Annotated in this window: 12 protein-coding genes; 5 read left to right on the forward strand and 7 right to left on the reverse strand. The window is 36.9% G+C overall.

The features are described 5' to 3' along the window. Positions 1 to 2: 2 nt before the first annotated feature. Positions 3 to 1481, reverse strand: coding sequence for a SulP family inorganic anion transporter (locus tag FH036_RS10575; protein WP_000486692.1), 1479 nt, complete (start codon positions 1479 to 1481; stop codon positions 3 to 5). Between the two features lie 187 nt (positions 1482 to 1668). On the opposite strand from FH036_RS10575, the gene FH036_RS10580 reads away from it, so the two are divergent. After that, on the forward strand, positions 1669 to 2133 hold the full coding sequence (locus FH036_RS10580; protein WP_000955016.1) for a hypothetical protein: 465 nt from the start codon (positions 1669 to 1671) through the stop codon (positions 2131 to 2133). Positions 2134 to 2160: 27 nt separating this feature from the next. Here FH036_RS10580 and FH036_RS10585 read toward each other — a convergent pair whose 3' ends face one another. Further along, a complete protein-coding gene (locus FH036_RS10585; protein WP_139895722.1) occupies positions 2161 to 3717 on the reverse strand; it encodes a fatty acid--CoA ligase in 1557 nt (518 codons plus the stop codon). 314 nt (positions 3718 to 4031) lie between these two features. Continuing rightward, complete coding sequence (locus FH036_RS10590) at positions 4032 to 5522, reverse strand: coproporphyrinogen III oxidase (protein ID WP_014481578.1); 1491 nt, start codon at positions 5520 to 5522, stop codon at positions 4032 to 4034. 257 nt (positions 5523 to 5779) lie between these two features. On the opposite strand from FH036_RS10590, the gene FH036_RS10595 reads away from it, so the two are divergent. Next, on the forward strand, positions 5780 to 7519 hold the full coding sequence (locus FH036_RS10595) for an S-layer homology domain-containing protein (RefSeq protein ID WP_139895723.1): 1740 nt from the start codon (positions 5780 to 5782) through the stop codon (positions 7517 to 7519). 34 nt (positions 7520 to 7553) lie between these two features. Here FH036_RS10595 and FH036_RS10600 read toward each other — a convergent pair whose 3' ends face one another. After that, entirely contained in the window at positions 7554 to 8426 is an 873-nt protein-coding gene (locus FH036_RS10600) for a Cof-type HAD-IIB family hydrolase (protein ID WP_000640425.1), read from the reverse strand. Between the two features lie 134 nt (positions 8427 to 8560). Between FH036_RS10600 and FH036_RS10605 the strand changes: the two genes are divergently transcribed. Next, positions 8561 to 9178, forward strand: coding sequence for a DNA-3-methyladenine glycosylase (locus FH036_RS10605; protein ID WP_044791293.1), 618 nt, complete (start codon positions 8561 to 8563; stop codon positions 9176 to 9178). A 62-nt stretch (positions 9179 to 9240) separates the two neighbouring features. On the opposite strand, the gene alsD is transcribed toward FH036_RS10605, so the two are convergent. After that, entirely contained in the window at positions 9241 to 9999 is a 759-nt protein-coding gene (gene alsD, locus FH036_RS10610) for an alpha-acetolactate decarboxylase (RefSeq protein WP_139895724.1), read from the reverse strand. A gap of 16 nt (positions 10000 to 10015) precedes the next feature. Further along, entirely contained in the window at positions 10016 to 11704 is a 1689-nt protein-coding gene (alsS, locus tag FH036_RS10615) for an acetolactate synthase AlsS (protein WP_139895725.1), read from the reverse strand. Positions 11705 to 12105: 401 nt separating this feature from the next. On the opposite strand from alsS, the gene FH036_RS10620 reads away from it, so the two are divergent. Further along, on the forward strand, positions 12106 to 12666 hold the full coding sequence (locus FH036_RS10620) for a DUF1700 domain-containing protein (protein WP_139895726.1): 561 nt from the start codon (positions 12106 to 12108) through the stop codon (positions 12664 to 12666). Between the two features lie 21 nt (positions 12667 to 12687). Beyond that, positions 12688 to 13293 carry an NDxxF motif lipoprotein gene (locus FH036_RS10625; protein ID WP_139895727.1) on the forward strand — a complete coding sequence of 202 codons (606 nt, stop codon included), beginning with the start codon at positions 12688 to 12690 and terminating at the stop codon, positions 13291 to 13293. Between the two features lie 114 nt (positions 13294 to 13407). Here the strand turns inward: FH036_RS10625 and FH036_RS10630 are convergent, their stop codons facing one another. Further along, positions 13408 to 13764: a YlbF/YmcA family competence regulator gene (locus tag FH036_RS10630; protein WP_000164608.1), complete on the reverse strand. Its 357-nt coding sequence runs from the start codon at positions 13762 to 13764 to the stop codon at positions 13408 to 13410. Between the last annotated feature and the right edge of the window lie 32 nt (positions 13765 to 13796).

Below are 13796 nucleotides of genomic sequence, written 5' to 3' on the forward strand. Positions count from 1 at the left end.
CTTCATATAGTTTCCGTTTTTACAAATAGTAATTTATCTTTCTGCTCATTACTCGCCATCACTACTAACGTCTTTTTAATATGAGCAGGTACTTGCTCTAGCGTTACACTCAATCCTGACTTATCCGACTGCTCAATGAAATTCAATAACGCCATAGCTCCTGATACATCCATATAGCGTGCATCTTTCATACGTAAAACAACCGGAGATTTTACGTCTTGTAAAGCATAAAAAACACGATCCACTGTTAAAAACGAAAGTGGTCCCTTAATTTTATATGTTGCTTCCTTTTCTTTTACAATAAAAACTTTACGTTCTTTACATTTCACCATGTATATAATGAATGAAAGAATAATACCGAACGCAACCGCGATCATTAAATCAAACTTCACTGTGACAATCATCGTTACGAGCATAACAACGACATCACCTTTTGGCGCTACATGCATTTTCTTCATGCTCTCCCAATCAAACATGCCAATACCAGTTAAAATTAAAATACCTGATAATACAGCAAGTGGAATGTATTGTACGACTGATCCAAGTCCCATAATGAAAATAAATAATATAACACTATGCATACTTGCTGAAAGCGCCGTTTTACCACCACTTCTTATATTAACGATAGATCGTACCGTCGCACCTGCCCCTGCTAATCCGCCAAACAATCCGCTCATCACATTACCGATACCTTGTCCGACCAGTTCTTTATTACTTTTATGACGTGTCCCCGTCACGTTATCCATTACGACCGATGTTAACAACGAGTCAATCGATCCTAATAAAGCAATACTAAGCGCTGGTAAAACAAGTTCTGCTACGCCTGTTCCACTTAAAGATGGAATATGAAGCGTTGGCATCGCTTCTGGAATCGTCCCAATCTTTTCAATCACCTTATTTAATGACAAATTTCCGATAACCGGTAACCTCACTGTAAGCCCTTCTAACGCAGAAGAAAATAAAGGAAGCATAGCTGTCACACCTACTAATGCGACTAAACTAGATGGGATTGCCTTAATCCACTTTCCAGAAACAATCATGACAATAATCGTTAATACGACGAGTAGAAAACTATTTTGCACATGTTTCATTTCACCTAAAATAATAATTAATGCGATTCCGTTCATAAATCCTGAAACGACAGGATACGGAATGTACCGCACGTAAGATCCAAGCTTACATACACCGAATAAAATTTGAAACAGTCCCGCCATCATAAATGCTATAAAACTCGCCTCTAATCCGTGCGTCGCAATAACCCCTGTTGCAATAACCGTAATCGGTCCAGTTGGGCCTGTAACCTGCCCAGGTGTACCACCAAATAACGCCGCAAATAAGCCTGCAAAAATTGCACCATACAATCCGACTAGTGCTCCCTCAGACGTTCCCGTTGCAGCAATACCAAATGCAATGGCAAGTGGCAACGCAACAATTGCAACAGTAAAACCTGCTAAACATTCCTTTGCTATTTTTTGAAACATATAATAACCACCTTTGTATAAAGTCCATTTTCCATTGTACACCTAAAAAGATACATTCGTTAGTCCACTTTTTACAGTATCGTGACGTAAACGCATTCAATTACAAGTACCTACCGCATCTTTGGAAACCATTGTAACTGTGCTATAATAGATAAATTAAATCTTTTATTATATATTTGGAGGCACTATGCTAACTTTTGAAGAAAAATTATCAATTATTGAATCTTTCCCTGAATTAGAAAGAAAAAACGTATCATTAAAACGTGTGAACTTTCACTTTGAAGAAAGTCGTTTAGATAAAAAGAACGTTGTATATCATTTACATCCAAATGGAAACGGATTTGTATATGCAAGTGGGATTAAAGGTTACAAAACAGATGATAAAGGTATGGTTAACATCCGCGAATTTTCAGCAGATGAGTTACGTTCAGTAATTGAGCAATCAATTGAATTACTTTCACAAGAAGAAGTAGTAATTCCTGCAGAACCTGCGAAAGAAGAAGAATGGCAGAACGAAGACGGTCATATCCTTACTCTTATCTCAGAGGACGATATGTGGAACGTGTACGCTGGTGTAAATTTAGACGGTACATTCAACTCTTATCCAGAAGCTGCGGAATACCTTGATGAAGAAGGATTTTCACGTAAATAAAAATAGAAAGTGGGCATCCCCCACTTTCTATTTTTTTGCCCCTTTTAAAGACTCTCTAAGCACAAACTTCTGTAATTTCCCACTTGCATTACGAGGAAGTTCATCCACAAATAAATAATGACGTGGACGTTTATAATCCGCTAATTCATCACTTTCTTTACAATACGTTTCTAAATCAGCCTCTGTAATTGTTTCATCTTTCTTCACAACAACTGCCACAACACGTTCTCCCCATAATTCATCCGGCTCACCAAGCACCGCAACATCTAATACACCAGGATGACTATGAAGGAAATCTTCAATTTCACGTGGATAAATATTAACGCCTCCGCTAATTACCATATCATCCACACGATCTGCGACGAATAAATAGCCATCTTTATCGAAGTAACCTAAATCACCAGAGTGATACCATCCTTTATACATCGATTTTGCATTTGCCTCTTCTCGGTTATGATAACCAGCCATCATAGTTGGACCGCGCAAAATAATCTCTCCTACTTCATAAGGAGGTAATACATCATTTGGCTCTGCTGGTGCATCTTCATTCGGTTTCACAATGCGGATTTCATGACTAAAGCACGGTGTTCCTGCTGAACCTGCTTTCGTAATTTGATCCTCTTCTACGAGAAACGCAACAACAGGTCCCATTTCTGTCATTCCATAAATTTGTACAAGATCAATATAAAGACGTTCTTTACATTCCTTCACTAATGCTGGTGCCATTGCAGCCCCGCCGTATATACCAATCTTCATGGAAGTTAAATCGTACTGTGTTAAATCTTTTTGCAACAACATATTCCACATCGTCGGCGCTGCAAAAAACGTCGTAATCTTCTCTTCTTGAATTGTATGTAATACTGTTTCTGTGTCAAAATGATGTAAAATAACATTCTTTCCACCAACTTGAATGCGCGGTATAATTCCAGCATTCAACTCACCGCAATGATATAACGGTGCTACAACAAGCCCAATACTATCTCGATTATATTTTAGGAAATACGTACAAATCATACTATGCTCAGCCATTTCGCGATGACGATGTAATACACCTTTCGGATGACCTGTCGTACCGCTTGTATACAGCATAGAACAATAATCCATTTCACCAATTTCAATATCTACTTTTTTGGAAGATGCTTCATTTACTTTTTCATGGTAGGAGCTAGCATAAGAAGGTGTATCGTCTTCTACATACCAAAAAGACGAATTCGGAAAATCTCGTTCAATGATAGCCACGGTTGGCTCAACTGCTTTTTCAAAAACAACTACTTTCGAGGATGCGTCCTGGAGAATATAAGATACTTCTTTTGCTTTTAAGCGGAAATTGATCGGGTTAAAGATCGCTCCAATTTTTGCGCAGGCTAAGTAAACGTTTACAAATTCACGGCAATTATATAAGTAAACAGATACCGTATCGCCCTTTCTTACCCCTTCTTCTAATAGAGCATGCGCCGTTTTATTTATTTGCTCATCCCACTGTTTATACGTCCAGCGAATATTTTTTTCTGGTTCCACTAATGCCTCTTTATTCGGATACTTACCAACAGATAAATCGAAAATTCTCCCTATCGTCATGTACATGCCAACAATTTCCCCCTTTTCTCTTTCATAAATCTATCATTTCGTCCATAAGTAGACATTGTCCTTTAATGATTTGACTAATTTTTCTGATTATTATCGACATAGTTTTACAAACAGTTCCGCTTTTGGCGGTAAGTGAAATTATATCGGCGATTTTCCGGATATATCGGCGCAACTTGAATTATATCAGCGATTTTCAAAATATATCAGCGCAACTTGAATTATATCAGCGATTTTTCGAATATATCGACTTACCGACAAAAACTGACAATATAAAAAAGAGGTTGTTCCGACTCGGAATAACCTCTTTCTTTTTATGCAAATAGCTCTTCTAAAATTTTCAGTTTATCTTCTGTATATTTTACGAAGCCATCGTTATATGATTTTGGATCTTTCGGATTCGCAAAGTGCGTAATTGCTCCCGTTTTCGGATGAACAAATTTACTTGATGCACCACAACCAAGTCCGATAATTGATTGTACTTCTTCCATAATGACAATGTTGTAAATACTTTCTTGCGTCGGCATTGCATAACCAACGTTCTCTAAATTACCTAAAATATTCTTTTGACGATATAGGTAATATGGTACGTAATTATGCTTTTGCGTCCACTCTTCTGCTTCGTGCATCATCGCTGTAATTTCTTCGCGACCTGCTACTTTATATTTCCGTTTGTTTTGCGTCATTTCAGAAGCACGTTTGAATGATAACGTATGAACTGTTAACGATTCTGGCATTAACTTTTCTGTCTCATCTAACGTGTGCTTGAAGATATCTAACCCTTCACCAGGAAGACCAATAATTAAATCCATATTAATATTATTCATTCCCATTTCACGAGCTAAATGATACTTCTCAATTGTTTCTTCTACAGTATGATGACGTCCAATTGCTTTTAATGTTTCTTGATGGTATGACTGCGGATTAATACTAATACGGTCAATGTTCCATTTATTTAACACTTCTAGCTTCGCTGGCGTAATTGTATCTGGGCGACCTGCCTCAACTGTTACTTCACGTACATTTTTCACATCTGGGAACGCTTCATACATTTCTTCATACAGCATATCCATCTCTTCTGCTGTAATACTTGTCGGTGTACCGCCGCCGTAATAAATCGTCGTAACTGTTACACCTTTTTCTTTTAAAAACTTACCAATTTCACGAACTTCATAATGTAATCCACCTAAGAATGAATCAACAGAGCCTTGGCGTCCGTTAATTGCATACGCCGGGAATGTACAATATGCACATTTTGTTGGGCAGAATGGAATACCGATATAAATACTTACTTCCTCTTTCAAACGATATAAATCCGGAACTACCGCTAATTGGCAATCAACGATACGTTGAAGAAGTTCAATTTTCTCTTCATGAATTAAATAACTTTCACGAAGTTCTTGGTGTGCTTCTTCTTTTGACATACCATTTTGAAGCATTTTATGAAGAAGTTTCGTTGGACGAACTCCAGTTAAAATACCCCAGCTTTGTTCAATACCAGTTAACTGCTGAAGAACAGAAAGATATACATAAGAAACAACGTGCTTCACTTGCTTCATACGCTCTTTTTCATCTGTAAAAGCAGATAAATCTTTTGCGAATGTTTCTTCATACACATTTCCAGTCGCAACATCTGTTAAACGAGCTGATGCTTTCACATTCTCTTCAATGTGTATATCAACGATAAGATTTGCTTCCTCTTGTTCAAATCCAATCGTACTCTCTTCAAAAAATAAGCCGCCAATATTTTGTAGCGGACGTAAAAAACGATCATCTTGTAACGTTTTAATTGAAATTAACAACATTATCACCTTTTCATTTGCAAACTCTCTTTAGTTTACTTGAAGGGCGTTTGCAGGTCAATACAGAAGGTTTTACCTTATTTTCATATCCTATTTAAAACAAACTGAATATTGATTTTTAACGAACTTTCTCTAGTTGTATAGACATTAGAATATACTCTTGTTACAATCTAGAACGTATTAGTACTTGCTACTAATTTAAATACATATAAAGGAGGACTCTTAACACGACATAAAGACTATCACGTGTTAAAACAACTATGAAAAAAAAGTTTTACAATATTTTAGCACTATCTTTAGCATTACAAACATTTGTAGCACCTATCCATTCATTCGCGGAAAGCATAGAGAAAACTGCGGAATTGTCTACGGATGAGCAAGCTTTAAAAAGCATTGAAGAACATGCAAAACAGCATAGACATGACGAAGAAAACGACCTTGAAATCTCGGGTGAATATCTTCTCCACTTATCAACAAAACTTCCACTATACGATTCAAACGACTTAAAAACGAAAACAAATATTGAAATTGCTGAACCAGTAGTAAAAGCAACGAAGAAAAAAGGGAATGCATATTATATACAAACTACGTTTGGTGCTGGCTGGGTTAATAAGGAAAGTAATAGTTTAGAAGTACAAGAGATTCATAAACTTTCGAATCAAAAACTAATTGTATCAGAAGAAACATCAGTATATTCCTTCCCTTTCCAATCGTTTAAAGAAGAAACGAAATTACAGCCACAAACAGTAGCTCCTACTGAACAAGCTGGGAATTGGTTTAACATTCAAATGAACGGAACTGAGAAATGGATTTATGCTCCTTCAGCTACATTTGAAGGTACAAAAGCATCATTATTTGAAAAAACAAGTACTATCGAAAAGAGAAGCGCAACTTTCTTCAAAACACCATCTAATTTGCCTACAAATAACGTTTATGGTGTTACATTTAAAGAAATGATTGTTCCAAAAGGAAATGAAAACATTCGTCCTGGCTACGCAATGGAACCGAAATACATTACAATTCATGAAACTGCTAATACAAGTAAAGGTGCGAACGCTTTAAATCATGCGAAGTACTTAGATAATCAAGCTCGCGGAAATACGGATCGTTCAGCATCTTGGCATTTTACAGTAGATGACAAAGAAATTTATCAACATCTCCCACTAAATGAAGTTGGATGGCATGCCGGAAATAAAACTGGAAACTATGAATCTATCGGAATTGAAATTGCTGTGAATAGTGATGGAAATTATACGAAAGCGGTAGAAAATGCGCGCAAGTTAGCTGCTTTCTTAATGAATGAATTAAACATATCTCTAGATCACGTTCAAAAGCATCAATTTTGGAGCGGAAAAAACTGCCCTGCATTTATGATTCAGCGCGGACAATGGGATGCTTTCTTAAAGGGCACGAACGCTTACTATAACGAACATCGTAAAGATGTTATGCCGCCGCCAGAAGTCCCTCATGAAAAAGACGACATTACAGGTGGTTGGTATGAGCAAGACATTCGTCAATTAGCTGCTAGAAAAATCATGTTCGGTGACGGCAATGGTTCTTACTGGCCAAACCGCCTCGTGACACGAGCTGAGTTTGCAAATTTAATGTCGAGAGCTTTAAAATTACCTGCTGGAAACGCTAAATTTACAGACTTAAACGAAGCACACCCATCTTTAATAGATGGAATTAACCGCGCCGCTAGCGCAGGTATCATTAATGGTCGTGGGAATAATAAATTTGATCCCAATGCTACAATAACACGTGATGAAGCTGTTATTATGATTGACCGTGCATTAGAATATAACTGGATTTATAGAAAAGAAGTGAAATTACCATTCACTGACCAACACTTAGCATACGATAAAAAAGCATTACAAAATGTTTACGCATACGGAATTGTAAAAGGGAACGAACGTAATGAATTCGTACCAAAAGGCACAGCAACACGTGCTGAAGCAGCCGCATTTTTAAATCGAATGCTTAAAGTTATTGAAGCTTAAACAAAAAAACGTAGCCAAAAGCTACGTTTTTCCTTTATCGTTTCGGTGTATTTTTATGATTCTTCAAAAACGGAAGCGGGAATTGCTTGCGGAAATGTTCTTTAATCATATACTCTACGCCGTTCTCACTATTTGAACGTGTAATCCAGTCGGCCGCTTGTTTTACCTCTACAGGTGCGTTCCCCATCGCTACCCCGAGACCCACATTTTCAATAACCTCTAAATCTTCCATGCTATCTCCAATGGCAACCATTTCGTTTAGCGAAATATTTAAATGCTCTCCAAGCAATTGTAATCCACGTAATTTTGATACATTTTGTGGCAAAATTTCTATTCGTTTTGAATCACATTCAATATACTCTATATCTTGAAACGCTTTTCTTAATGTATTCAGTCCTCTTTCTTTTTCACCTTTCGTTTGGAAAAGAACATCAATTTTTGGCGCCGCGACTGGATGATCACGAAGCGCATCACCTAACGAATCTACAAATTGAACTGGATAAAATAACGGATCAGCACTCGATAGCACAGTACGCGCAATTAAGTTTGGTGTATTTCTCTCGCGATTTCCGATTGAAAACCGTTCATGAGAAATGCGGACGTTACAGTCAAAATGCTCTAATACTTGCACAATGTTAAATGTCTTCTCTTCCGATAATCTTCTTTGAACGTACGGCTTATCTAACGTTGCTGAAACGAAAGCACCACCATGTGTCACTAATATAGAATCTAATTTTAACGCCTTTGCTACTTTATGAGCGGATTGAAAATTACGACTCGTAAATAATGTAACGTATACATCTTTTCTTTTTACAAATTCAATTGTTTCTCGTAATCCTTTTGCAATTTTTCCGTTGTTGTATAGTAGTGTCCCATCTATGTTAAGTGCTAGTAAGCGATAAATCATGTCGCACTCCCCCTCTTCGCTGTTGTACTCTATCCATAATTTATGAAATAACTGTAGCAAATAGAACGAGTTAGAATTTCTACTGAAAATTTGGTTTACTATATACATATACACTCAGTAAAGGAGATAGTACAATGCAGGCACCTCCTTCCTTTTATGAAGGCGATACGTTAGAAGTCGCAAAAAAATTACTCGGACAGAAACTTGTTCATATTGTAGATGGAATAAAACGAAGTGGAATCATTGTTGAAGTAGAAGCATACAAAGGGCCGGGTGATAAGGCCGCACATAGTTACGGCGGCAGACGGACGGATCGTACGGAAGTCATGTTTGGCGCACCAGGACATGCTTACGTATATTTAATTTACGGTATGTACCATTGTTTCAACGTCATTACAGCACCAGTGGGCACCCCGCAAGGTGTTCTCATTCGAGCTCTTGAACCGGTAGATGGAATAGAAGAAATAAAACTAGCGCGCTATAACAAAACAGACCTTACAAAAACGCAGTATAAAAATTTAACGAACGGACCTGGCAAACTATGCCGTGCACTCGGCATTACTTTAGAAGAACGAGGCGTATCATTACAAAGTGACACATTGCATATTGAACTCGTCCCAGACGAAGAACACATATCATCACAATATAAAATAACAGCCGGACCTCGAATTAACATTGACTATGCAGAAGAAGCTGTACATTATCCGTGGCGTTTTTATTATGAGGGGCATCCGTTTGTTTCAAAGAAATAAATGATTCAACAAAAAATATTCATAAAAGAAGACTGTTCCAAAATGGAACAGTCTCTCCCTTTTTACTCCGCACCTTCCGCAGTCGCAATATTATCCTCTAAGTTTTCTCTAGATAATTCAGCTGCCATAAAGTCAGCAGTTTCTGGAAGTGCTAAATGCATATGAGCTTTTTGACAAATTTGGATCGTACAGTTTTCAACAACATAGTCGAAAACATGTCCGCCTCCGCTTCTTTCATCATCAATATAATGTAAGTGGAATCCAGCTACACCAATACCTTGCGCATAATCTGGCGTCCAAAATCCAGCAAGCGTACCTTCTGTATTTTCAAATGAGAAGATTGGTTGGGATTTCGTCACTTCAACGAGCGGTGTATACGGTTTTTCTTGTCTTGGAACAGTTCTCGTTCTTACTTCGCGGAACGTACCATCCATTCGAATACCGTAAAATAAGTTTTTACTCGGCATTAGTTCATGTAATAAAGCTTCCACTTCTTCACGATTCATCGGACGCTCTATCGTATAACTCATTTCTTTTTCAAAAAACGTTACAGTCGCAAATGGTGTTGTTTCTTCTGGCTCTACTTTTTCTGCTGAACCGTCTGAACGTAAATGATAAAATTCGTTATCAAACGCAATCATTTCACCATCTAATTGATCAAATGTGCCGATACCGAAATCACCATGTTTTTTCAAATCTTCAAAGCTAATCACACCATCATATATCCCATCTAATAGCGCAAGCATTGTAGATGTTTGATATACTTCGTTATTCGTTTTCGTTCTTTTTGCATCAATATCAATTAATTGCGCAACAGTCATCTCAAATCTGCCTCCATTAGTTTAATTGGTTTGGTAATAATTTTTCGCTTAATTTAATGTTGTCACGGTAATCGATTGGAATATCAATAATGACAGGGCCGTCTGCTACTAGTGCGGATTTCAGTACACCTTCTAATTCATCAGGCGTGTTAACGCGAAGACCTGTCGCACCGAAACTTTCTGCATATTTTACAATATCAACATCACCGAACTCTGTAGCTGATGTTCTACCGTATTTCATCATTTGTTGGAACGCAACCATATCATACGTACCGTCTCTCCATACAAGATGTACAATTGGAGAATTTAAACGTACCGCTGTTTCTAATTCCATCGCTGAGAATAAGAAACCACCGTCACCTGATACGGAAACTACTTTCTTACCTGGTTCTACTAAAGTAGCAGCAATTGCCCAAGGAAGTGCAACACCTAACGTTTGCATACCGTTACTAAATAATAATCTACGTGGTTCATAAGAACGGAAACATCTTGCCATCCAAATGTAATGGGAGCCGATGTCACACGTAACAGTTGTATCATCACTAATTAAAGAACGAAGTGTACGAATCACTTGAAGCGGATGTGTAACACCTTCTGAAGCACGATTTGGAACTTCTGCTTGTTCTGATAATTTCGCGCGTAATCGTTCTAACACTGCTTCTGATTTCGTACTTAATACAAGTTTCGGTAATTTCTCCGCGATGCTATTTACAGTTAAAGCGATATCACCAATTAATTCACGCTCTGGTTGGTAATCGTGGTCGATATCTGCTTGATGGTCATCAAGATGAATAATTGTTCTGTCCCCAAGTTTATTCCAGAATTTCGGATCATACTCAATTGGGTCATAACCGATAGAAATAACAAGGTCCGCTTCTTCTAGTAAAATATCACCCGGTTGGTTACGGAATAATCCAACGCGGCCGAAGAAATGATCTTCTAATTCACGTGAAATCGCACCAGCTGCTTGATATGTTTCAACGACAGGAAGTTCTGTATCCGCAATTAATTCACGAACAGCTTTCGTCACTTCATTTGTGCTTGCTCTCATACCGAGTAAAATAACCGGCAATTTTGCTGCTTTTATTTTTTCTACTACGTATGTAATATCATGTGTGGGAGCGATTCCAAGCTGTGGCTTAGAAAGCGCACCGATAGACTCTACATTCGTTTCCGCAGTCATAACGTCTTGCGGAAGACTTACTAAAGTAGCGCCTGGATTTGTGGAAGTCGCACTTCGAAATGCATTTGATAATGCTTCTGGCACATTATCAGGATGCTCTACTTCTACGCTATATTTTGTGATTGGTTCGAATAGTGCAGCATTATCCATAGATTGGTGCGTACGTTTTAATCGATCTGTACGCGGAACTGCACCAGCTAAAGCAACAACGGGATCACTCTCCGCATTCGCAGTAACAAGACCTGTCGCTAAATTTGATGTCCCTGGTCCTGAAGTTACAAGACATACGCCCGGTTTTCCTGTTAATCTACCAATCGCAGCTGCCATAAATGCTGCATTTTGTTCATGACGACAAACAATTAACTCTGGTCCTCTTTCTTGCAGTACATCAAATACAGAGTCAATCTTCGCTCCTGGAATACCGAAAACATGTGTAACACCTTGTTTAATTAAACAATCAACAACAAGATCTGCTCCTTTTGTTTTTGTCTTCACGTCGTTTGCTTTTACACCTGTACTCAAACTAATCATTCCTTTGTTTCATAATTTGTGTAATAAAGATTTTAATTTCACCTTGTTAATTAACGTGGTGAAGTATTATTTATCATTATATTACAAATGCATTATTTTTCCAATGATATGAATTTGACAGTTTTATGACGCTCATTAAGGAATGCGCTTACAACCCTTTATTTATCCTAAAATAATATTTTTATATTTTCTCGAAAAAATCTAAAAAACTTCCATCTCATCACAGTATTTTAAAAATAATAGTACCTTGTAAAGAACACTACTAAATGATATATTTGTAAATATTGGAACACCCATTAATTGGAATGACATTCGTAGTTAGTATATCCCCCTCTCAACAAAGAGCGGATTCTCAGCTATAATTCATTATTTTATAAAGGGAAGTGATCGCAATGAACAAAAGTGAGTTTTTAAGCCAACTTAGTTCCTACCTACGGAATATACCTAATTCAGAAAAGGAGGATATTATTTCAGAATATGAAACTCATTTTATTAGTGGTAAACAAGACGGAAAATGTGAAGAAGAAATTGCTAAAAAACTAGGAAACCCTAAAATGATCGCGAAAGAACTGAATGTTTCCTATGCAATAAGCAATGCTGACAAGAAACGCAGCTTCAAAAATATGATAACTGCACTATTTTCTGTTATGAGCTTAAGTGTTTTAAACTTTGCCTTTATCTTTGTCGCCTTTTTCGTACTACTCTTTTTATTACCGATTATTCTAGCACTTATCATTGCCACTCCAGTATTAATCATTTCCCCTATTTTATTAATAGGGTTAGGATTTTTTACAGGGTTTCATCAAATTAGTTACTCCGATGTTTATAATGTGTTTATCGCTTTTTGCGTCGGTTTACTCATATCCGTCATATGTTATCAAATGATAAAACATCTATATGCACTTTTAGTAAAGTATTTGAAATGGAATATAGCTATTTTACAAAGACACTAATGAATGTAAAAGGAGACTAAAATGAAGAAATATACTTTATATTCACTCATGCTACTTACAATGTTATTTCTATCAGCTTGTTCAAACAGTGCGCAACCTAAGGAAGAAAACGATGTACAATCTATTAAAGATGTTACGGTTAAAATTCCGGAAACTATATTCACTTCCTCAAAAAAGAATGAAACTATTAATGAAGATGAAATGAGAAAAAATATAAAAGATTATATAGATTATAGCTGGGAGTTATCTGAAAACATCATTCCACTTGCCTCAACAACTCCTGATAAGAATTTCACTGATTCCGATCGAAAAAAATTACAAAAACTAATCGATCTAGCGAAACAAAACGATATGAATTTCCATGAGTTTATTAGTAATAATAATTTACCTACTGATTATAAAAAACCTTCAAAAGAAATCTATGAATTTATGTCATCATCTACGGCTATTTTCGTAGAACTAGATCAAGAATTAAACAAACTCGCCCAAGATGGTAACTTATTCAAAGCCGATTTTTCTTTTACGAAGCACCTTGAGAAAGCTAATGGACGGAAACAAAAAGAGATTGAAAAGTTTTTAAACGAAAAAAACATTAAAACTTCAATTAACAGCAATAAAAAGAATTAACGGATGTACTACATACCACTTTCAAAATAGCTATTTTGAAAGTGAGGTTTTGTTGTCTAACTATCAAATTCCCTAAACAAAAAAGACGCCCCTATACAGGGGCGTCTTCCGCTATTACGCTTGTTGTTGCGTGCTATATAATTCTTCAAGTGGCTTCATGATAATTTTGTTAACGTCGCCGATTACAACGTTTAAGCGTTGCTCAGTTTCCATTAACTTTGTAATTTTAGCATCTTGTTGAATGCGAACTACAACTTCTTGTGCTTGTTGGTTGTCTTCTTCAGTGATTTCTTGGCCTTGCATCATTTTTTGTTGTAGGCTAAGTTGCATTGTGCGGAACTCATCAAATAAGTTCTTTGAAGCTGCATCAGCTTGAACTGCTGCGTAGCTCTCTTTTAAAGTTTTGAAGTCATCGTTTTCAGCGATTGCTTTTTGTAATTCATATGCTACATCATGAATGTTTTTTGTCATTTTATTTTCCTCCTTTAGAAGGCTAGCGCTTT

The sequence above is a fragment of the Bacillus sp. CD3-5 genome, from assembly GCF_006349665.1.
In the GTDB taxonomy this organism is placed as follows: Bacteria; Bacillota; Bacilli; order Bacillales; family Bacillaceae_G; genus Bacillus_A; species Bacillus_A paranthracis.

Coding starts and splice junctions, on each gene's coding strand:
- FH036_RS10575 (WP_000486692.1), bottom strand. CDS start 1,481: ATGTTTCAAAAAATAGCAAAGGAATGTTTAGCAGGTTTTACTGTTGCA.
- FH036_RS10580 (WP_000955016.1), top strand. CDS start 1,669: ATGCTAACTTTTGAAGAAAAATTATCAATTATTGAATCTTTCCCTGAA.
- FH036_RS10585 (WP_139895722.1), bottom strand. CDS start 3,717: ATGTACATGACGATAGGGAGAATTTTCGATTTATCTGTTGGTAAGTAT.
- FH036_RS10590 (WP_014481578.1), bottom strand. CDS start 5,522: ATGTTGTTAATTTCAATTAAAACGTTACAAGATGATCGTTTTTTACGT.
- FH036_RS10595 (WP_139895723.1), top strand. CDS start 5,780: ATGAAAAAAAAGTTTTACAATATTTTAGCACTATCTTTAGCATTACAA.
- FH036_RS10600 (WP_000640425.1), bottom strand. CDS start 8,426: ATGATTTATCGCTTACTAGCACTTAACATAGATGGGACACTACTATAC.
- FH036_RS10605 (WP_044791293.1), top strand. CDS start 8,561: ATGCAGGCACCTCCTTCCTTTTATGAAGGCGATACGTTAGAAGTCGCA.
- alsD (WP_139895724.1), bottom strand. CDS start 9,999: ATGACTGTTGCGCAATTAATTGATATTGATGCAAAAAGAACGAAAACG.
- FH036_RS10620 (WP_139895726.1), top strand. CDS start 12,106: ATGAACAAAAGTGAGTTTTTAAGCCAACTTAGTTCCTACCTACGGAAT.
- FH036_RS10625 (WP_139895727.1), top strand. CDS start 12,688: ATGAAGAAATATACTTTATATTCACTCATGCTACTTACAATGTTATTT.
- FH036_RS10630 (WP_000164608.1), bottom strand. CDS start 13,764: ATGACAAAAAACATTCATGATGTAGCATATGAATTACAAAAAGCAATC.